This is a genomic window from Treponema primitia, assembly GCF_046533075.1.
Classification (GTDB): domain Bacteria; phylum Spirochaetota; class Spirochaetia; order Treponematales; family Breznakiellaceae; genus Termitinema; species Termitinema primitia_B.
This window is the reverse complement of sequence record NZ_JAJQRB010000060.1, coordinates 39,552-58,744: the sequence shown is the minus strand read 5'-3', so window position 1 is coordinate 58,744 and position 19,193 is coordinate 39,552. Positions and strand designations below refer to the sequence as shown.

Genomic DNA, 19,193 nt, shown 5'->3' with positions numbered 1-19,193 from the left:
TGTACAATGCACACCAGAGGGGCCTGGAAGAAGGAGCGGAGAAAGCCCGGCTGGTGATTGAGGAGAAAGACCGGGTGATAACGGAGCTCAATCGCAAGCTGCGGGAAGCCGGTAAAGATACATATTAACAAGCCGTTTGCGGTTAATTTTGTGGGTCAAGTTTAGCCCTTTGGGAGGTCCCATACTTTTCTTTCCTGACAGGCCCCCCGAGTAATTGTGTGCTTTCGGAAACCCAGTCAAATTGTATGGCTGGGACTAGAGTTTAGTTTTGGATATACTACGAGTATGAAGACGCCGTCTTTTTCGCTATACATTTGTTTACCATTTTTTATAGCAACCGTGGTGGTGCTAGGCTGTAGCGCTCTTTTTTCGGGGTGCTACACTCTGAAGCAGGGGTCGGCTATGCTTGGGTACTTAGGGCGGGCAGAGCCAGTGAAAAGACTTTTAGACGGGGATTCTGCGGAGGATGCGGAATTTGCCCGGCGGGTGATGGATATACGGCGTTTTGCCCTGGAAGAGCTGGGGCTGCGGGAGACGAGCAACTATACTAAGTATGTCGATATAGACCGGGACTATTTGGCGGCGGTGGTTTCCGCCTCGGCAAGCGATTCCTTTACCCGGCATGAATGGTGGTTTCCTGTTGTCGGGTCTGTCCCTTATAAGGGTTTTTTTAACCCCGCCGATGCCCGGAAAGAACGGAGTAAGCTGGAAAAGAAGGGCCTGGATGTTTGGATCCGGGGGGTTGATGCTTTTAGTACCCTGGGCTGGTTTTCCGACCCCCTCTATTCTTACATGAAGGACTACCCGGTTCACCGTCTGGCGGACCTTATTATCCACGAATCCCTCCACGCTACAATCTACCTAAAAAACCACGCCCAGTTCAACGAAGAACTGGCCGAATTCGTCGGTTCCGAAGGCGCCCGCCTCTATATAGAAAAAACCTTCGGCTCCGATTCCGATGAATACCGGGCCATCACCGGTTCCGATGGCGACAGCACCGTCTTTTTAGGTGTTATCCGGGACCTCATTGCCGAGTTGGAGCCCCTCTACGCCGCCGACCTCCCCCGGGAAGAAAAACTCCAAAAAAAGGCCGAGATCATCCAGGCTGCTAAAACCCGGTTTGATGAAAATTACGATACCCTCTTCCAAAACGACAACTACCGCGGCCTTTCCGAACTCCCCATAAACAACGCCTACCTGGAACTCTACCGCCTCTACTACGAAGAAGACCACTACTTCCAGGACCTCTACGCCCGTTCCGGGTCAAATCTTCCCAATTTCATTACCGCTGTCAAAACCCTAAAACCCCCCAAAGCCAGGCAAAACCCCAAGGCTCTGTTGGAAAAAGCCCTTAGTCTAAACTAACCCGAAAAACGCCGGTGAAGCCATGCGCATACTGGGTTTTCGAAAGCACACAATTGATCGGGGGGCCTGTCGGGAAGGAAACGTATGGGGCCTCCCAGAGGGTCCCTCCATACGTTTCCTTCCCGACACCCCACTCCGTACTATTTGACGGTGTGCTTCCGTGCCTCTTGGGCGCATGGCTTCACCGGCGCCTGTTCGACAAAGACTAGGGAAGGGCTTTATCCACCTACTGCGCAACCCGGTGCAGCAAGGTGTGTTGGGCCATGTGCACAAACCAAATTTCCGCGCCCCGTGCCTCCTGGTACCGCAAGGTGTGTTGGACCCATGTCACAAACCAAGTTTCCGCGTCCCCGTAGGGCAGCGTTATCTAAAGCCTCTCCCACACAGGCCCCTATGGACCCCTACACGGCTCGGGAACGCACACACACAACGTTATGGGGGTTTGTAAATTGCCGCGAAGCAGCTTCTATGGAAAAGATATGGGGAGGACCCCGAAGGGGAGGGTCCCCATATCTTTTCCAGCCGACAGGACCCCAAACGTAGTCTAAGTGCGTTCCCGGAAACCAAGTTGGTCCATAGGGATTTTAGCGAGAAAAACTTTTTAACAACGATTCTCGACAAATTTCCCTAAAGGCATTTTCTCAAAAACCGATACTTTAAATGAAACTGGACTGAATCATGTGCCCGTCGGGCCTCCATGGAATAGTCCGATCCTCACCCTTCCGGGAACGGGTGGGTCGAGGGTTCAGGCACGTTTTACTAAAGCAACGGCAAGGATGCCGCGGCGTTGATCATCGTCAAGGGACGATGGTGCGCCGAAAATGCCAAGGGAGTGAATTTATGATTATTAATCACAACTTAAGCGCAATGTTTGCCGATCGGTCCCTCAAGGTCACCCAGGTTTCCCTGGACAAGAACATGGAGAAACTGTCGAGCGGATTGCGCATCAACCGAGCCGGTGATGATGCTTCTGGACTCGCTGTTTCCGAAAAGTTGCGCAGCCAGATCCGTGGTTTGAATCAGGCGTCCTCAAACGCTCAGAATGGTATTTCATTCATTCAAACAACGGAAGGTTACCTCCAGGAAACCCAGGACATTACGCAGCGTATCCGCGAATTGGCGGTGCAATCTTCGAACGGTGTTTACACCGACGAAGACCGGATGTACATTCAGGTCGAAGTTTCTCAGCTTATTGATGAAGTTGACCGGATTGCATCCCACGCTCAGTTCAACGGTATGAATCTGCTTACCGGACGGTTTGGAAGATTAATTGGTGAGAACGTTGTTACTGCCTCTATGTGGTTCCATATCGGCGCCAACATGGATCAGCGGGAACAGGTGTTTATCGGCACTATGACTGCGAAGGGCCTTGGGGTCCGCAATGTCGGTGACGATTCTATTCTTTCGCTGGCCGATCCGGACAGCGCCAACCGTGCCATTGGAACCCTCGACGAGGCGTTGAAGAAGATCAGCAAACAAAGAGCTGATCTCGGCGCCTACCAGAACCGCTTGGAACACGCAGTCCGTGGATTGGATGTCGGAGCTGAAAATATGCAAGCTTCGGAATCCCGCATCCGCGATACCAACATGGCGAACGAGATGGTCAACTTTACGAAGAACCAGATCCTCAACCAGGCTGGAACCGCAATGTTGGCTCAGGCCAATCAGAAAGGTCAGACTGTTCTCCAGCTTCTGCAATAGCTTTAACCCGACGTCGGCCGCCGCATAAGCGGTGGCAGACACGGGCAAAAGATGTAACACAGAAGACGTACCGGGAAGGCGCCGTTCCGGCTTAGGCCGGAACGGCTTCTTTTTTCTTAAAACAGAGTTATGTTTATCCATGCATTTTAAAGAAGTCAAAGGTATCCTATCCGCAACTAACGGTATGAACATCAGCCGGGGCTGCCTTCACGGTTGTATCTACTGCGATGCCCGAAGTAAGTGCTATGACATGAAGCACGACTTTGAGGACGTGGAAATAAAGATAAACGCCCCGCTTTTATTGGAAGACGCCCTGCGGCGCAAGCGGAAACCCTGTATGGTCGGCACCGGCGCCATGAGCGACCCCTATATTCCCATCCCGGAGAACCTTGCCAATATTCGATCCTGTCTGGAAATCATCGAAAAGTACGGATGCGGTTTGGCGATTCAAACCAAGTCCAATTTGATACTCCGGGACCTGGACCTTTTAGTAAAGATAAATGAAAAATCGAAGTGTATTGTTGAAACAACCTTTACCACCTACGATGAGGCCCTGTGTAAGATCCTGGAACCCAATGTCTGCACAACCAAGATGCGTTTCGAAATGTTAAAAACCATGCGGGACAATGGCATAAAAACCATCGTGTGGATAAGTCCTATACTCCCTTTTATAAACGATACCGCAGAAAATCTCCGTGGCCTATTGCAGTACTGTGTTGAAGCAAAGGTGTACGGCATTATTTGTTTCGGTATAGGCATGACATTGCGGGAAGGAGACCGGGAGTATTACTACCGGAAACTTGAGGAACATTTTCCCGGGCTAAAACAGAAATATCAAAAAAAATACGGAAATAACTATCAGATTACCTGTGATAATAACAATGAATTGATGGATGAATTTTTTGCGGTTTGCAATCAGCACAATATCGTTTACGGTGTTGAAAAATTGTTCACCCATATGCGTACCTACGAAGAAAAACACCCGGTAATCCAGCTCGACTTGTTCAATGGAGTTTAATTATTTCTCCGTAAGGTTATCAACCCCAGTATCCCACTTTTCCGGACTTGGGGGTGCGGCGGTATATTTTTCACAGCGGTCCAGGTATAGTTTTGCTACCCGGTCCTGGTCGTTTTTCTGGTATATAGATTTGAAAAGATCCAGCGCCCCGGCGAAATCCTGGTTCTCGTAGGCGTTAAAAGCTTTTTCCCAAACGCTCAGCATATCCTGTATTTCCGGCGAAGCGTCTTCCCGAAGCTCCAGCATTTCGTAGAGCCGCAGGGGCGTATTAACCCCCACCACCCGCACCCGGCTTAATCCCCGCAGCACAAAGGCATCCCCGATTTTAGCGCGGGTATATTCACTTATCAGAATACCACTGGTATCGTATTGTTTGTTGACCCCCTCAAGCCGGGCGGCCAGATTTACTGCGTTCCCCATGATCGTGTAGTCCATCTTGTTGGGGGTGCCCATATTTCCCACCACCATGTCCCCGGTGTTGATCCCAATCCTGGTATAAAGGGGCCGCTCGGGGCGGATCACCCTATCGGCTATCAGCTTGTTTAAGGGAGTATAAAATGCGCCCCCACTCTTCATGATCTCTTCCCGTAATTCCAGTTCCCGCTTTTTCATCATGATGGCGCTGCGGCAGGCCAGAACGGCGTGCTGATCGGTCCAGATGGGAGCCCCGAAAAAGGCGATGATGGCGTCCCCCTCGAATTTGTCGATGGTTCCCCCATTGTTAAGGACAATATTACTCATCTCCGTAAGGTAGAGATTAAGGAGATCAACCAGTACTTTAGGGCCTTCATCGGCGTATTCTTTCTGGAGGGCTTCGGAAATTGAGGAGAAACGCTGTATGTCCGTAAAGATGGCGGTCATTTCCCGTTTTTCACCTCCCAGGTTAAGTCTTGAAGGGTCGACGATAATCTGTTCGATCACCGAGGGGGAAAGGTAGCGGGAGAAGGCGGATTTGATAAACCGCTTTTGGCTGCCCTCAGTGGCGTACTTGTAGATAGAGGCTGCCAGAAAAGCGAAGATCGCCCCCGACAGGGGAAATACAATGGGGACCCAATAGCCCAAGTAATAAGTAAGGAAACCTATACCGGTAATGATGGTGATCAAAGCGATACTACCGGCAACAGTAATGGTGATATGTGAACTATATAGAACCAGGATGACCATGATGCCTATGGCGAGAAGACTCATCAGGGGCGCCAAGGTGGAGGGGCTTTCCCGGATAAAATCATCATTAAGGATATTATCCAGCATGGTGATATGTATCCCCATACCGGGATATACGGTGCTCAAGGGGGTACTGCAGATATCAAAGAGCCCCGCCGCGTAGAAGCCGAAAAAAACATATTTCCCTTCAAAGTCTTCGGGGGGCAAGAGGGGTTCCTCTCCCCGGGCATAGGCTTCGGCGCTTTGGAGTATATTCTTTGCCGAATAGGGCCAATATTTGTCCAGGTTGCCTCCCTTGAACCGGAGGAGGCTGCCGCCGTTTTTCCCTGTTGGAATGGTATATTCCCCCCAACTGATGGTACGATCCTTCCGGTCATAGCTGATATCCGTATCACTTCCGGAGACTAAAAGGGAAGCTGCGGAAAGTCCCGGCACCGCTTTCCCGTCAAAAAGGGTAAAAAGCCGGGCTCTGCGAACAATCCCGTCCGATTCAATGAGGCTCGTCACATTGCCGATGCTTCCTGCGGTATTCATCAGACCGGGAATAGGAAACTGGGCGCCGGTCCGTCTTTCTTCGGCATCATTTACAAAATTCAGCAAATCGTATTGAAGAATAACCGGATCAAAACCGGTAAGATCGAAGGTCTTTGTGTTAAGTTCCCGGGGCCATGAATAGACGCTGCCCCAGCTGGAACTGAAAAAAACGGTATGTATGCTCCGCTTAAAGTCCTCGTCCGCGTTTATAAAGGCAACATCATCCTCCGGGCCATATACCGAGGGTTCAGAAAAAATAACGTCGAAGGCTACGGTAGCTGCCCCGGCGGTATTCATATAGTCCACCAATTCGGCATAAGCCTGTCGTGGCCAGGGCCAGCCCCACCCGCGTTCCTGATTAGCCCAGTCAATACTGGGTTGATCCAGAAGTATCACAATAACATCATCGGAAGTACGGTAGGAATCGGCAAAAAGCCGTACTCGAAAGTCGTAGGTCTTCATCTCAAGAAAATCGAAGACTCCGGCGATATTGGCAAAAAACAATACAACAAACACTGAAACTATTATGATTGGAACGGCAATTTTTTTGATGATGCTCTTTAGATTAAGTTTCATATTCTATAACACTTGTTTTACCACACCGAAGCGAGGTTCTCGGTAGGTCCGGGTGTCCAGTACTTTATCCCGGTACTGCCGCAGGTATTTTTGTACATTAGCTATCCGTTCCTCCGGTGTTGGGTGGGTTTGATTGAACCCGCCGGGATGCTGGAGCTGACTATGCTCCAAAGCCTGGAGCATAGTCAGCAGACTTGAGGGCTCATACCCGGCGTCGGCTAAAAGTACTACAGCCCGGTTATCTGCCTTATATTGCTGTTCCTGGGAATATCCTTCCCGCAGGGCGGTAACAATTTCCTCAGCTGCTTCGTCAAGTACACCTGCAAGTTCTGAAAGGGCAAGACTAGCAACGGAAGAACTGGTCTCGGCGATGGCACTTACCACCCGATTGGAACTAATAACTTCAATACCATGTTGTAGCTGGATATGAGCAATTTGTTGGGCAAGAACCGCCGCTAGGTCGTCCTCAGAGGTAGCGTAGGCAAGAAATCCCCGGGTAATAAAAATATGCCCTCCTGGGGTGGCAAATGCGTTAATCTCATCGCTGTCCAAAATCGCTGTATGATACCCATTATAAATTTCAGGTTTTGAGGAATGAATTACAATGGCGGTGGTAATCAAGTTTAGATAAAGGGTTAAATCCGGATTTTCGTTATAGATCTGATAGTTCGTAAGGATGTTCGCCCCCACAGCGCGGCCTATAAAGTACTCCTGTTCCGGAGTGATATACTCCAAGGCTCTTTCAATTGAAAGAGCGGACCGGGACAGGGCGTTGGCCCCTTTGGGATCTTCCATTTCATCGGTCCTATCCCCTATGGCCTTGGCCACACCGGTACAGGAAAGAATCGTTGTAGAGAAAACTAGGATAATGTAAAAAGGTATGAATCGGGAAATTCGGGGTACTACCGGATGGAATGGATTAAGTAATGTATTCATCATTATTACCAGTTTCATAAATACCTTTATAACCTAAAAATGAAATCAAAGAAAATACTGTTTACGTAATTGTACCAAAACGGGTTTCTCGGTAGGTCCGGGTGTCCTGTACTTTATCCCGGAACTGCCGCAGGTATTTTTGTACATTAGCTATCCGTTTCTCCGGTGTTGGGTGGGTTTGGTTGAACCCGCCGGGATGCTGGGGCTGACTTTGCTCCAAAGCCAGGAGCATGGTAAGCAGACTTGAAGGCTCATAGCCGACGCCGGCTAAAAGTTCTACAGCCCGGTTATCTGCCTTGAATTCCTGTTCCTGGGAATATCCCTCCCGCAGGGCGGTAACAATTTCCTCAGCTGCTTCATCAAGTACACCTGCAAGTTCTGAAAGGGCAAGACTAACAACGGAAGAACTGGTTTCGGCGATGGCACTTACCACCCGATTGGAACTAATAACCTCAATACTATGCTGTAACTGGATATGGGCAATTTCATGGGCAAGAACCGCCGCCAGGGCATCCTCCGATTTGGCGCAGTTCAAAAGTCCCCGGGTAATAAAAATATGTCCTCCCGAGGTAGCAAATGCATTGATCTCATCGCTGTCCAGAATAGCAGTATGATATCCATTATAAATTTCCGGTTTTGAGGAGTTAATTACAATAGCGGCGGTAATCTGGTTCAGATATAGGGTTAAATCCGGATCTTCGTTGTAGATCTGATAGTTCGTAAGGAGGTTCGCCCCCACTGCGCGGCCTATAAAGTACTCCTGTTCCGGAGTGATATACTCCAAGGCTTTTCCAATTGAATGGGCGGTCCGGGACAGAGCGTTGGCCCCTTTGGAATCTCCCATTTCGTCGGCGCTATCCCCTATGGCTTGGGCTATACCGGCGCAGGAAAGAACCAGGGCGGCAAAAACCGGGAATATACAGATGGGCAGGATTCGTTTTATTATTTTCACCCTACTCTCCCCGGGCCAAACGGCCTTCTTGCAGGAAGGTAAAGAGTTGCCTGTTTGGTATTTGCAGCGCCTCTATGGCGTCAATGGCATCATAATTCAGGGTCCCGTTTTGACGGTAGACATCTTCAACTTGCTGGTTGAAGCCTTTTCCCGCCAGGGCAATTTCGTTGGCGGAAGCGGAGGTTGTACCGGCGGATACTATGATGCGTTTGGCGGTGAGACTGGCGGTGGCAACCCAGCCGCTTATAACAGGCGGTTCCAAGGAGCTGATTTTAACCCACTTTCCGTATTCCTGCAGAACCGAAACCGGATCGCCGTAAGACATGGTTCCCAGGGTGTCCGAAAAAAATGCGGTTGAACTTTTTACCTCGATGGTTTTTGCGGTGACATACATGGTTTTCGACTGGGCGCTTAGGGCGCCTATCCCTAAAAGGCCAAGAACTGAAAATAGAACTAAACGTTTCATAAACACCTCTAATATACCGGTAACTTTATATACATAAGTATACCACTAATAAAAAAAAGTATCTAGAATTGAAACTAAAAATTAGGCCTTTAAGCGTTGACGGGTTACTTCGTAGAGCAGTACCCCGGCCGCAACTGAGACATTGAGGGAATCTATGCGGCCCCGGGAGGGGACGGCTACCACGGCGTCGCATTTTTCCTTGAGGAGCCGGGTTATACCGGTTCCCTCGCCCCCCAGGATGATGGCCGTCCGGCCCCGGAGGTCCTTGCTCCAGACCGGGTCTCCTCCCATGTCGGCGCCGTAGATCCAGAAGCCCGCTTCTTTGAGGGATTCCATCGCCCGGGGCAGATTGGCGGTTTCTGCAACCGGAACCCAGGAATCCGCCCCGGCCGAGGTTTTGGAGACGATTTCGGCGTATTTGGCGATGCGCCGGGTCCGGGTTATCACCAGATCCACCCCGAACTGGTCACAGGAGCGGAGTATGGCGCCGTAGTTGTGGGGATCCGTGACTTCATCCAATATTACCACAAGCGCATCCTTCCGGTCTTCCAGGCTAAGGAGGAAGCTTGCCAGGGTAACTTCATAACCCGCGCCGGTGTCTTCGGTGTAGAGGGCGATACCCCGGTGGTCCGGAGCCAGGCGGTCCAACTCGTGGGTACCTACCCGGTTCACCTGGATCTTCCGTTCCACCGCCAGGTCGACAATTTCCCGCGCCCGGGGACCCGCCTTGGCCACCAGAAGCGGCCCGGTCTGTCCCGGAGGCGAAGCTTTTATCCGTTCTTCAATAGCATGAAAGCCGCTTAAATACCCCATTTTTACACTTTATTCATATTTTTTATTTCAAGACTTATATCTTCAATAGTTAAATTATCCAGCCAAGAATGCCGTTCCTTAGTATAATCACCATAACCGGAATCAAATTGGTGCATAAATTCAACCATTCCTAACGGCCCCAGTTTTTCCATCAATGCTTCTATTCCTAATTTTCGTATGGCATTCATATCTCTTACGATTGCTTGATTATTCATTCTCAATCTCCTTCATATACCAAGTTACTGGATTTTCGATTAGCAATGATGATTTAATTTGTTTTGCAATGGTGACAAAATCTTTATCAACGGTTAATAAAACAGATACGTTTTTATATTCAGCAGAGGCAAAATGTAAACTATCCATTGCTTTTAATCCATGCTTTTGTAATTCCAATGCTCTGTTTTGTATCTCTCCATTGAAAGAAACAGTATCCTTCTTTATGGAATATATATTTAATACTTCATTTCTTTTGTTTAAATCCGGTGTTTTCATAATTTCATATGTTACTATATCACTTCCAATCAGGAGCCATTTTCCATAAAAGCACTTCCACAATATAGCCATAATGGTATCACTTTCTATATGGATTTTATCTTGAGTTTGATCATCAAATGGTCTGTTTAGACAACAACAATCCATATAAATTTCCATATTAAATAGACTAGCATATACTATAAAAAAAATCAATATGATTCTATCGACTCCCTATATTTAAGGCAATATCGCGTCTACACGTATAGACCCTCAAGTTGTAAAAGCTGTATTTTTTTGTTTATGCCGCCTGCGTATCCGGTAAGATTTCCATTGGCGCCGACAACGCGATGGCAAGGAATTATAATGGAAATTTGATTGTGACCTACCGCGCCGCCGACTGCCCGCGGGGACGTAGGTTTTTCTTTACTTTGAACCCCATACTGTTTTGCTATTTCCCCATACGTTATTGTTTGCCCGTAGGGTATTTTACAAAGAATATTCCATATTGATTTTTGAAAGGGGCTTCCCTTAGGCAGAAGGGGCGGCATAAAATCAGGTTCTTTTTCTGCAAAATAACAATCAAGCCACTTACGGACACCTTCGAATACCGGCATATTTTTTTCCACAGAGTCTTTGTCCAAAGTATGGGCAAAATATTTTTGCCCCTCAATCCAAAGCCCTAAAATATTCTCTCCGTCGCTTGATACCGTAAGCATTCCAACCGGCGATTTTATTTTACAAACGTATTCCATTTTTTATCTCCTTTTTTCTGTATTTTGATGGTGATATATCCATTTTTTTCCTAAACAGCTTATAAAATGCGGATAGGCTCTGAAATCCAACATCATACGCAATATCCATAATTGTATCATCCGTAGCAGCTAGTTTCTTTTTTGCTTCTTCAATCCTCAGGGTATCATAATATTCTTTAGGGGTCATACCATACCGTTCCTTAAATATGGTTACCATGCGATGCTGGGATATGCCAAGCTGTCCAAACTCTTCCATAAGTTTTTGTTGTTCGGTAAAATATTTATTAAGGAGTAGTTTTACTTTTTCCGCAATGTCCTTTATCGGCTGATATTCCAAAAGATCGGGACGGCAGCGTTTACAATAATGGTAATCAGCTTGTTCTGCCTTTTCTCTGGACTCAAAGTATACTACATTCTTTTTTAGCGGTAATTTTGATTTACAGGACGGGCGGCAGAATATTTTTGTCGATTTTACTCCATAAAAAAATATGCCGTCATAGTTTTTGTCATTTTCCGATACGGCTTTCCATTTTTGATCATCAGTCATTTTAAGCCGGCTTTTTTCTTTGGTGCGTAATCTTTCATTCCGGCAATTGCTCCTCCTGCGACTGTCCAGATATAGAGACTTGCAACCGTGCCATAGGGGCTAAACTTACGCCTGTATTTTTCAAATTTCTTTTTATCTATACTTCTATGGTGATACAGCATACGTAATCCCCTATGAATAGCCAGATCAGTATAGCTAAAAATATCCGGTCTTTGCAGACAAAATATCATGAGCATTTCAGCTGTCCACACGCCGATTCCTTTAAGGGCAGACAATTGAGTGATAATTTCATTGTCACTTTTATCGTTTATATCGTCTAAAATAAGTTCGCCGGATTTAATTTTGTTTGCAAAGTCCTTAATATATTCAGCTTTCCTAAAAGTCATCCCGAATTTTTGTATTTCATCTATACTTAGATCATTAATAGCATCTACGGTTATTTCTCCAATTTTACTATTAATTCGTTCCCATATTGTTTTTTGCGCGGCGGTTGAAATCTGCTGTCCTATAATATGATGTATTATTGATGAAAATAAATCTGTATCTACCGTTCTTTTGATATGGCCTATTTTGTCGATTGCATCGCCGAGTATTTTATCTCTGCTTTTTAGATAGTCGCTCTCTTTTTTTCCATATTTAAAAAACAAAATGCCACCTCTTTCCTAATAAAATATACTATACCATTTGGTGAAATTTCTTCCCGTTTTTGAACATTCAATTTAATTTTTTACTTAGATAGGGCGTCATCTGCCTGTCTGGAAAACCAGGATAGAATCGCCTCCGCACGGTTGGAGAAGGATCGCCCTGCCCGCTCGTTCATCCCCGGGAAAGAGGCGGCCTTGGCCATGGAGGCCACGTACACCAATAGGGAGTCCCCGGCGTCAATTACCGCCACCACTGAACGTAAACGGTTCTTTCTTACCACCGTGATAGGTCCCACGGTCATGGAGCTGATGTTTTCCTGAATAAAGATCAGGCTGTCCGGATACGCATAGTAGGTATACTGATAGATATTATCCCCAAAGGTAAGGTCTTTCTGGCGGGCATAGATAAGCAGTTCTTTCGGGGGCGTAGCATAAGCAGGGTCAGCGAGGGGGCGCTTGGTGTCCGGGTCGTCAATTACCGTGGAAGTTTCATAAAAGGTACGCATACGGTTCCGGCTTGCAGAAAAATACTCTATCCCCTGCAATGAACTGATGGCCAGGGTTGCGTTGTAGAGGGCGTTCCGTTCCGCTTCGGTCCAAGTTTCCTGGGGAGCTTCGGCCCTGCCGGCTGCGGCAGGTTTCTCGTACCGGTAGAGGCTTTCCACAAACAGGGTCGGCTCCAGGGCTTCCATGGCGTCGTTGATTAAGCGCCGAAGCCGCTCATCCCGGGGCATAAGCCGGGGCCGGGGGTCCCGAAACTGAACCTCGGTGAGGGGGTTAGTGGCGGCCAGTTCCGCTATCTTGTCGGCGCCGAGAAGCTCCTCCAGACCGGTGGAGGAGCCCGTAACGGCGATGGAAAGGAAAAGCATGATAGAAAAGAAACATTTAAACCGCAAGGACATCTCGTTCAAAGCTTTTAAATACCTTGGTGGGACATTTTTCCGAACAGGCGCCACAGGAAGTACACTTGGCATAATCCACCACGGGGATACCGTTCTGCAGGGTGATACAGTTTTCCGGACAGTTCTTGACGCAGAGTTCGCATTTAATGCACCCGCCCTTACAGTTTTTCATTACATTGGCTTTGATCGTGTTTCTGTTGGAGCAGATTACCAGGGAACCCTTGTTGTTCCTGGGCAGGGCCCGCAGAACACCTTGGGGGCATTCGGCAACACAGATCTTACAGCCCGTACATTTAGTGTGATCAATTTTTGGGAGGCCGTTTTCGCCAAGGCTTATTGCGCCGAACTGACAGACAAGGGTGCAGTCGCCGTAACCCAGGCAGCCCCAGATACAGAGCTTGGTTCCCCCGGTGGAAAGCTTGGCTCCCCGGCAGGTTTGCAGGCCCGTGTAATTTCCCTTTTTGGGCGCCCTATCCGGCGTACCCTGACAGGCAAGCACCGCCACCACCGGTATTACTGCGCCGGCATCGGACCCCATGATGGCGGCAAGTTTTTCCGCCACATCCTTCCCGCCGACCGAACAGTGGTTGGTTTCTGTGGATTTGGAGGCCACCGCAGCGGCATAGCCGTCGCAGCCGGGGAAACCGCAGGCCCCGCAGTTGGCCCCCGGAAGACAGGCCCGCACTTCGCCGATCAAAGGATCCTCTTCAACGGCGAACAAATTCTTGAAAACCCCCAATGCAATACCCAGCACAAATGCCAGAAGCGCCGCAAACAGGGCGGTGATTAAAACAATATTCATACCTCTCCTCCTACTTTACTAAACCGGAAAAACCCATGAAGGCCATGGACAGAAGAGCCGACGTTACAAACAGTATGGGGGTCCCCTTGAGGAACGAAGGAAGCGGGCTGGTTCTGATCCGCCTGCGGACTCCGGAAAGGAGGAGCATTGCCAGGAGAAAGCCTGCGGCAACTCCCACGGCATACATCACGGACTGCACAAAGGTGTAGGCTTGTCCGGTGAAGACACAGGATTTGTCAATCACATCCAGGGTAACCGCCAGGATGGCGCAGTTGGTGGTGATCAACGGAAGATAGATACCCATGGACGCATAGAGCGCCGGGGCGGATTTCTTAAGGTAGAATTCCACCAGCTGTACCAGGGCGGCGATAACCAGGATGAAGACCAGAAGCTTAAGGAAAACCATCCCCAGGGGTTCCAGGATAAACCTGAAAATAGGCCAGGTAACGCAGGTTGCCATGACCGTTACAAAGGTTACCGCCAGGCCCATGCCGATGGATTTATCCTCGTCGGTACTCATTCCAATGAAAGCGCAGAGGGCGATAAAGCGCATGAGAACAATATTATCAATGAGAAAGGCGGAGATGAATATCTTAAAGAGGATCATATCCGGGCCTCCTTATTTTTGGACTTAAGAAAACTATTGAAACTGATGAACAGGGCAAAGATGAAGAACCCTCCCGGGGGCAATATGAAGAACAGTATTGGTGTGTAGCTTTCGGGTAGGATCTGAAAACCCAGGATGCTGCCGTTTCCTAAAAGTTCCCTCACAAGGGAGATGCCCGCTAGCACCCAGGTGTAACCCAAGCCCATGCCCAGGGCGTCAAAGATAACGTTCCCCACGGGCTGTTTGGAAGCAAAGGATTCCACCCGGCCCATGATGATACAGTTTACCACAATAAGCGGGATGAATACTCCCATGGCCTTGGACAGATCCGGAAAGTAGGCCTTGAGCATATAATCTATCACCGTGGTAAAGGCGGCAATAACGATGATGAATATCGGTATGCGGATGGATTCGGGGATGAGCTTCCGGAAGATGCTTATCACCACTTCCGACATGAGGAGTACGAAGGTCATGGAAAGGCCCATGCCAATACCATTGACCACCGAGGTGGTAACCGCCAGGGCCGAACAGAGACCTATCATCAACACCAGCAGGGGGTTTTCCTTTACCAGACCGTTGGTGAATATTTTAAAGAACCGGCTCATTTAGCGCCTCCTCTTGAAGTTTCCAGCCAAGCCTTGCCCGCAGTTCCGGCGGCTTTAACGATCTGGGTTATGGAGCGGCTGCTAATGGTGGCGGCCGTTATGGCGATCACATCGCCCTTTACCTCGAAGGGATCGTTCATGGATTTTCCGGCGAACTGTCCATAAAAGGTTACGCCCGTAGCTTTATCCACAAAATAAGCGGGGGATGAGGCGTTTGCTCCCAGCCCGGGGGTATCGGAGATTTCCATGATTTTAATGCCACTGATCCTTCCGCCGGTGTCCACACCGATCAGAATCGTTGCGGGTCCGCCGTAGCTGGACCCGGTAGCGGTGATGGCGGCGCCTATAACGCTGCTCCCTTGGCGGACTTCGTACTGGGCGCCGAAGCTCACCGACGGGTCGGGGCTTTGTATAGCGCCGTCAAGGCTGCCAAAACCGTCCGCCTCGGGGAACAGCTCCTTCAGGGCGGATTCCAGATCCGTCTGTGAACGCTGTTCGATAACCGTTTTTGTGGCGGAGTATACAAAGGCAAGACCCACGCAAGCCACGGTGGCATAGATGGTCAGGGTGACGCCGAGTTTTAAGATACCGGGAACGTTCGTGCTTTTCATTTCGCTGCCCCCTTAGCTTTAGGAACTGTGCCGTATTTTTTCGGCAGCAGGCGGTTGAGGAAGGGGGCGGTGGCGTTCATTATCAGGATGGCGTAGGAGACCCCCTCAGGGTAGTTCCCGAACTTTCTAATGAGCACCGCGATGATCCCCGCGCCGCAGCCGAATATAAGTTTCCCCTTGGCGGTGAGGGGGGCGGATACATAATCGGTGGCCATGAAAACCGCGCCGAAGATAAGCCCGCCTGAAAGGACACTGAACAGGGGGTCCATACCCAAAACAAGGGAGAGGATAAACGCCGAACCTATCATGGTTACCGGCGCCCGCCAGTCGATAGTTTTTTTAACCAGCAGGAAAACTGCGCCGGCGAGGATAAGCAGTATTGATGTTTCCCCGGTGCAGCCCCCGTGGTTGCCGATAAAGAGGGTCCGCAGGGTAGCCCAGTAGTCGGCGGAAGAGGCCAGCTTATTTGCGGCAAAGTCTGCGCCTACCGCCTGTATGCCCGCTGCCGCGTTTTTACCCAGCTTGAAGATCCCCAGCGGGGTAGGGCCGCTTACCGCATCGCTTAGGGCCGTTCCAAAGCCCAGAGGCCGGGCCCAGTTAGTGACCGCCGCCGGGAAGCTCATCAGGAGGAAAGCCCGGCCTATAAGGGCGGGGTTAAATACATTGGCGCCCAAGCCGCCGAAGAACTCCTTGGCCACCACAATCGCGAAGATCGCCCCCAGGGCGGTCATCCAGAGCGGAGTAGTGGGGGGGAGTACCAGCGCCAGGAGCAGCCCGCTTACAATAGCGGAATTGTCCTTTATCCGGATATCCTGTTTGGTGATGTACCGGAACAGGGATTCCGCCGCCACCGCCGATACAATGGAAACCAGGATATTCAGCAGGGCGGGAAGCCCAAAGCTCATGACCCCAAAGATGGTGACCGGGGCCAGGGCAATCAGCACATTGCGCATCAGCGCCGCGGCGGGAACCTTGGACGCAATGTGAGGGCTTGAGGAGAGGAAAAGCTCCTGCGATAGAGATTCGGTTTGTGCCATTAAATTCTCCTTAAGTTTTTGCGGGGGCAGGCTTTGCAGCCTGTGCGGCTTGTCGGGCCTGTTGTCTGATCCGTAGGCGCCCTTTTCCAACCCGGAACCGTTGTACCAGCTTAATCCGGGCGGGGCACATGAAGGTGCAGCTGCCGCATTCTATACAATCCATCAGCCCCGCGGTGACCGCTTCGTCCAGGTCTCCCGCTTCCAGGGCCATGTTCATAATCACCGGGGAAAGCCGTATGGGACAGTTCCGGATACACCGGCCGCAGCGGATACAGGGACCTTCCAACTCCGCCACGGTTTCTGCGGCGGTCATAAGGATGATGCCCGAGGTGTTTTTCTGTATCGGTATGTTCAGATTCGGAACCGCGTTACCCATCATAGGGCCGCCGTAGAGGATCTTACTCAGTTTGTCGTACCCAATCTCCATAAACACCGGCGGCAGATCCGGCAGCAATGTCCCGATGGGCGCCCGGATGTTTTTAGGGGTTTTACAGGCCCCGCCGCTTACCGTAAGGTCCCGGTCAACCAGGGGCTTACCCAGACTAAAGGCTTCGGCAATGGCCACCAGGGTACCCACGTTTTGGACTATGCAGCCCGCATCCATGGGCAGCCCGCCGGAAGGCACTTCCCGTCCGGTCAGGGCGGTGATGAGCAGCTTCTCCCCCCCCTGGGGGTAGCGGGTCCTGCAAAGCCCTATGCTAATTTCGCCTACCGATGCGGCCTGTTCGCTTAACCGGATCTCCCGCTCTATCATGGGGATAAGCTTAGCCTTGTTATCCTCCATCCCGATGATGGCCTTTTTCACCCCGGTGATTTTCATCACGATGGTAAGGCCAAGTATTAACAGGTTGGGTTTTTCGGTGAGTACCGCCTCGTCGGTGGTAAGGTAAGGTTCGCACTCGGCGCCGTCGGCAATGATAATGTCGATGGGTTTATTCGGAGGCGGGTTGAGCTTTATGTGGCAGGGAAACCCCGCTCCGCCCATACCGATGATTCCCGCTTCCCGAATCCGGGCCAGGGCTTCCTCTTTGGTACAGGTAAAAGGATCCAGGGGCGGAAGAAATTCTTCCCCGCCGGACCCGGAATCGACGCTTTCCGCCTCGATAAGTACGCAGATTCCCTCGGTATTGTTGGATTGGGTCCGGGGCTCGATCTTCTTAACCACCCCGGTAATGGACGCATGGACCGGTACGGTCATGGGCCCCGGAGCCGCAGCATCGGCGATTTTCTGCCCCCGTTTTACATGGTCCCCCACATTTACCAGACATTTATTCGGCGCGCCGAAATGCTGATTAATGGGGATCACCACTTGTTTGGGCAGAGGGGCAAGCTCTACGGGCTTCCCCTCGGTAGCATCCTTCCGGGTTGGAAGGCGCAAACCTCTCTTGAATGTACTTACAGCCATTAGCGACCTCTCTTCTAAATAAACTGCCTACAAACTATATTATGGGTATATTATAATATTATCAAATTCAACAGGCGTCAAGATATATTAAATAAAATTTTATAGATAAAATATTTTTTATTTGAGAGTCTGGTTTTATTACTGCCCTGCGAGTTCCGAAAGGGGAATAGGTTTGGGTGAATCCACTTCGCCTTCGACCTTGGACAGCTCTTCCATGAGTTCCCGCCCCCGTTTGGAAAGCTTGGCGGGGATCTGCACTATGACCTTGATGTAGAGGTTACCCCGGCGACCGCCTGTGGGGACGCCCTCATCCCGGATACGCAGGAGTTTGCCGTTCTGGATTCCCGGGGGGATCTTAACTTTTATGGTTTTGCCATCCAGGGTAGATACCTGAATATCCGCCCCCAGGCTGGCCTGGGTTACGGAAATGGGTACCGCGCAGTAAAGGTCTTCATTCTGTCGCTCAAAATATTCATGGGATTTAACCCGGATAAATACGTAGAGATCTCCGGGAGGACCGCCTCCGGGGCCGGCGTCTCCCTGCCGGGAGATTACCACCCGTCGGCCATTTTCCACCCCCGGCGGGATAGTAACCATAATCTTCTGTCGTTTTTTCTGGGTTCCCGAACCGCCGCAATCCTTGCAGGGATGCTCGAAAATATACCCTTCCCCGCCGCAGGACGGACAGGTACTGGCCACCGAAAAAAACCCCTGACTGTGACGAATCTGACCTGAACCTTGGCAGGAGGGGCAGACTTTTTTTCCGGTCCCGTTGGCAGCTCCGGACCCCTTACAGGTGGGGCAGCTTTCATTCCGGGAATACTGGATTTCAACCTTGGAGCCAAAAACTGCATCTTTAAAGGGAATCTCAATATCGTAACGAAGATTGGCGCCCTGTCGGACGCCGCTATGCCCGCCGCCGGAACCGCCGCTGCGAAAACGAGTACCCCCACTGCTCCCAAAAAAAGAATCGAAGATCCCGGAAAAATCTCCAAAAATATCCTCGAACCCCCGAAAGGCCTGGGAAAAATCCTGACCGCCCCCCATACCTTCAACCCCGGCATGGCCGAATTGGTCATAGGCCGGGCGTTTCTGGTTGTCCGAAAGGACTTCGTAGGCCTCGCAGGCTTCCTTGAATTTCTCTTCCGCCTCTTTATTCCCCGGGTTTTTATCCGGATGGTACTGTATGGCAAGCTTTCGATAGGCCTTTTTTATATCATCCTTGGAAGCGTCTTTCTGGACCCCTAAGACTTCGTAGTAATCACGCTTAGCCACATCATCA

The 19,193-nt window shown here is 50.1% G+C and carries 21 protein-coding genes; 3 read left to right on the top strand and 18 right to left on the bottom strand.

Going from position 1 to position 19,193, the window contains the following annotated elements; genetic code table 11:
* The first annotated feature begins 285 nt into the window (after positions 1–285).
* The 3 genes from LQZ19_RS12825 (at position 286) to LQZ19_RS12815 (ending at position 4,084) form a co-directional block, all read left to right on the top strand.
* Positions 286–1,365, top strand: a complete 1,080-nt coding sequence (locus LQZ19_RS12825; RefSeq protein WP_411048069.1) for an aminopeptidase — start codon at positions 286–288, stop codon at positions 1,363–1,365.
* A gap of 840 nt (positions 1,366–2,205) precedes the next feature.
* On the top strand, positions 2,206–3,066 hold the full coding sequence (locus tag LQZ19_RS12820) for a flagellin N-terminal helical domain-containing protein (protein ID WP_411048068.1): 861 nt from the start codon (positions 2,206–2,208) through the stop codon (positions 3,064–3,066).
* A gap of 139 nt (positions 3,067–3,205) precedes the next feature.
* Positions 3,206–4,084: an SPL family radical SAM protein gene (locus LQZ19_RS12815; protein WP_411048067.1), complete on the top strand. Its 879-nt coding sequence runs from the start codon at positions 3,206–3,208 to the stop codon at positions 4,082–4,084.
* Here the strand turns inward: LQZ19_RS12815 and LQZ19_RS12810 are convergent, their stop codons facing one another.
* From LQZ19_RS12810 to dnaJ, 18 genes are all read right to left on the bottom strand, one after another.
* Positions 4,085–6,358, bottom strand: a complete 2,274-nt coding sequence (locus LQZ19_RS12810) for a CHASE2 domain-containing protein (protein WP_411048066.1) — start codon at positions 6,356–6,358, stop codon at positions 4,085–4,087.
* A 3-nt stretch (positions 6,359–6,361) separates the two neighbouring features.
* Positions 6,362–7,312, bottom strand: a complete 951-nt coding sequence (locus LQZ19_RS12805; protein WP_411048065.1) for a M48 family metalloprotease — start codon at positions 7,310–7,312, stop codon at positions 6,362–6,364.
* Positions 7,313–7,355: 43 nt separating this feature from the next.
* Entirely contained in the window at positions 7,356–8,246 is an 891-nt protein-coding gene (locus LQZ19_RS12800; RefSeq protein WP_411048064.1) for a M48 family metalloprotease, read from the bottom strand.
* A 1-nt stretch (position 8,247) separates the two neighbouring features.
* Positions 8,248–8,712: an SH3 domain-containing protein gene (locus LQZ19_RS12795; RefSeq protein ID WP_411048063.1), complete on the bottom strand. Its 465-nt coding sequence runs from the start codon at positions 8,710–8,712 to the stop codon at positions 8,248–8,250.
* A gap of 81 nt (positions 8,713–8,793) precedes the next feature.
* Positions 8,794–9,525 (bottom strand): 23S rRNA (guanosine(2251)-2'-O)-methyltransferase RlmB, encoded by a 732-nt coding sequence (gene rlmB, locus LQZ19_RS12790; RefSeq protein ID WP_411048062.1) that lies wholly within the window; start codon positions 9,523–9,525, stop codon positions 8,794–8,796.
* Between the two features lie 2 nt (positions 9,526–9,527).
* Positions 9,528–9,740 carry a hypothetical protein gene (locus LQZ19_RS12785; protein ID WP_411048061.1) on the bottom strand — a complete coding sequence of 71 codons (213 nt, stop codon included), beginning with the start codon at positions 9,738–9,740 and terminating at the stop codon, positions 9,528–9,530.
* Positions 9,733–10,176, bottom strand: coding sequence for a PIN domain-containing protein (locus tag LQZ19_RS12780; RefSeq protein WP_411048060.1), 444 nt, complete (start codon positions 10,174–10,176; stop codon positions 9,733–9,735). Before LQZ19_RS12780 ends, LQZ19_RS12785 begins: the two co-directional genes overlap by 8 nt.
* Before the next feature lie 77 nt (positions 10,177–10,253).
* On the bottom strand, positions 10,254–10,751 hold the full coding sequence (locus tag LQZ19_RS12775) for a methylated-DNA--[protein]-cysteine S-methyltransferase (protein ID WP_411048059.1): 498 nt from the start codon (positions 10,749–10,751) through the stop codon (positions 10,254–10,256).
* Positions 10,735–11,298 carry a bifunctional transcriptional activator/DNA repair enzyme AdaA gene (locus tag LQZ19_RS12770; protein ID WP_411048058.1) on the bottom strand — a complete coding sequence of 188 codons (564 nt, stop codon included), beginning with the start codon at positions 11,296–11,298 and terminating at the stop codon, positions 10,735–10,737. Before LQZ19_RS12770 ends, LQZ19_RS12775 begins: the two co-directional genes overlap by 17 nt.
* Complete coding sequence (locus LQZ19_RS12765) at positions 11,295–11,945, bottom strand: DNA-3-methyladenine glycosylase family protein (RefSeq protein ID WP_411048057.1); 651 nt, start codon at positions 11,943–11,945, stop codon at positions 11,295–11,297. The genes LQZ19_RS12770 and LQZ19_RS12765 overlap by 4 nt, the downstream gene beginning before the upstream one ends.
* An 80-nt stretch (positions 11,946–12,025) precedes the next feature.
* A complete protein-coding gene (locus tag LQZ19_RS12760) occupies positions 12,026–12,811 on the bottom strand; it encodes a DUF6675 family protein (RefSeq protein WP_411048056.1) in 786 nt (261 codons plus the stop codon).
* Positions 12,812–12,827: 16 nt separating this feature from the next.
* Positions 12,828–13,646 carry an RnfABCDGE type electron transport complex subunit B gene (locus LQZ19_RS12755; protein WP_411048055.1) on the bottom strand — a complete coding sequence of 273 codons (819 nt, stop codon included), beginning with the start codon at positions 13,644–13,646 and terminating at the stop codon, positions 12,828–12,830.
* Between the two features lie 10 nt (positions 13,647–13,656).
* Entirely contained in the window at positions 13,657–14,253 is a 597-nt protein-coding gene (locus LQZ19_RS12750) for an electron transport complex protein RnfA (protein WP_411048054.1), read from the bottom strand.
* Positions 14,250–14,858, bottom strand: a complete 609-nt coding sequence (gene rsxE / locus LQZ19_RS12745; RefSeq protein WP_411048053.1) for an electron transport complex subunit RsxE — start codon at positions 14,856–14,858, stop codon at positions 14,250–14,252. The genes LQZ19_RS12750 and rsxE overlap by 4 nt, the downstream gene beginning before the upstream one ends.
* Positions 14,855–15,469: an RnfABCDGE type electron transport complex subunit G gene (locus LQZ19_RS12740; protein ID WP_411048052.1), complete on the bottom strand. Its 615-nt coding sequence runs from the start codon at positions 15,467–15,469 to the stop codon at positions 14,855–14,857. The genes rsxE and LQZ19_RS12740 overlap by 4 nt, the downstream gene beginning before the upstream one ends.
* On the bottom strand, positions 15,466–16,506 hold the full coding sequence (locus tag LQZ19_RS12735; RefSeq protein ID WP_411048051.1) for an RnfABCDGE type electron transport complex subunit D: 1,041 nt from the start codon (positions 16,504–16,506) through the stop codon (positions 15,466–15,468). Before LQZ19_RS12735 ends, LQZ19_RS12740 begins: the two co-directional genes overlap by 4 nt.
* Positions 16,507–16,516: 10 nt before the next feature.
* A complete protein-coding gene (rsxC, locus tag LQZ19_RS12730) occupies positions 16,517–17,911 on the bottom strand; it encodes an electron transport complex subunit RsxC (protein ID WP_411048050.1) in 1,395 nt (464 codons plus the stop codon).
* A 138-nt stretch (positions 17,912–18,049) separates the two neighbouring features.
* Positions 18,050–19,186 carry a molecular chaperone DnaJ gene (gene dnaJ, locus LQZ19_RS12725; RefSeq protein WP_411048049.1) on the bottom strand — a complete coding sequence of 379 codons (1,137 nt, stop codon included), beginning with the start codon at positions 19,184–19,186 and terminating at the stop codon, positions 18,050–18,052.
* Positions 19,187–19,193: the final 7 nt, after the last annotated feature.

What these genes read in the sequence shown, in the direction of transcription:
- LQZ19_RS12825 (WP_411048069.1), top strand. Translation starts at nt 286, where the DNA reads ATGAAGACGCCGTCTTTTTCGCTATACATTTGTTTACCATTTTTTATA.
- LQZ19_RS12820 (WP_411048068.1), top strand. Translation starts at nt 2,206, where the DNA reads ATGATTATTAATCACAACTTAAGCGCAATGTTTGCCGATCGGTCCCTC.
- LQZ19_RS12815 (WP_411048067.1), top strand. Translation starts at nt 3,206, where the DNA reads ATGCATTTTAAAGAAGTCAAAGGTATCCTATCCGCAACTAACGGTATG.
- LQZ19_RS12810 (WP_411048066.1), bottom strand. Translation starts at nt 6,358, where the DNA reads ATGAAACTTAATCTAAAGAGCATCATCAAAAAAATTGCCGTTCCAATC.
- LQZ19_RS12805 (WP_411048065.1), bottom strand. Translation starts at nt 7,312, where the DNA reads ATGAAACTGGTAATAATGATGAATACATTACTTAATCCATTCCATCCG.
- LQZ19_RS12795 (WP_411048063.1), bottom strand. Translation starts at nt 8,712, where the DNA reads ATGAAACGTTTAGTTCTATTTTCAGTTCTTGGCCTTTTAGGGATAGGC.
- rlmB (WP_411048062.1), bottom strand. Translation starts at nt 9,525, where the DNA reads ATGGGGTATTTAAGCGGCTTTCATGCTATTGAAGAACGGATAAAAGCT.
- LQZ19_RS12785 (WP_411048061.1), bottom strand. Translation starts at nt 9,740, where the DNA reads ATGAATAATCAAGCAATCGTAAGAGATATGAATGCCATACGAAAATTA.
- LQZ19_RS12780 (WP_411048060.1), bottom strand. Translation starts at nt 10,176, where the DNA reads ATGGAAATTTATATGGATTGTTGTTGTCTAAACAGACCATTTGATGAT.
- LQZ19_RS12775 (WP_411048059.1), bottom strand. Translation starts at nt 10,751, where the DNA reads ATGGAATACGTTTGTAAAATAAAATCGCCGGTTGGAATGCTTACGGTA.
- LQZ19_RS12770 (WP_411048058.1), bottom strand. Translation starts at nt 11,298, where the DNA reads ATGACTGATGATCAAAAATGGAAAGCCGTATCGGAAAATGACAAAAAC.
- LQZ19_RS12760 (WP_411048056.1), bottom strand. Translation starts at nt 12,811, where the DNA reads ATGCTTTTCCTTTCCATCGCCGTTACGGGCTCCTCCACCGGTCTGGAG.
- LQZ19_RS12755 (WP_411048055.1), bottom strand. Translation starts at nt 13,646, where the DNA reads ATGAATATTGTTTTAATCACCGCCCTGTTTGCGGCGCTTCTGGCATTT.
- LQZ19_RS12750 (WP_411048054.1), bottom strand. Translation starts at nt 14,253, where the DNA reads ATGATCCTCTTTAAGATATTCATCTCCGCCTTTCTCATTGATAATATT.
- rsxE (WP_411048053.1), bottom strand. Translation starts at nt 14,858, where the DNA reads ATGAGCCGGTTCTTTAAAATATTCACCAACGGTCTGGTAAAGGAAAAC.
- LQZ19_RS12740 (WP_411048052.1), bottom strand. Translation starts at nt 15,469, where the DNA reads ATGAAAAGCACGAACGTTCCCGGTATCTTAAAACTCGGCGTCACCCTG.
- LQZ19_RS12735 (WP_411048051.1), bottom strand. Translation starts at nt 16,506, where the DNA reads ATGGCACAAACCGAATCTCTATCGCAGGAGCTTTTCCTCTCCTCAAGC.
- rsxC (WP_411048050.1), bottom strand. Translation starts at nt 17,911, where the DNA reads ATGGCTGTAAGTACATTCAAGAGAGGTTTGCGCCTTCCAACCCGGAAG.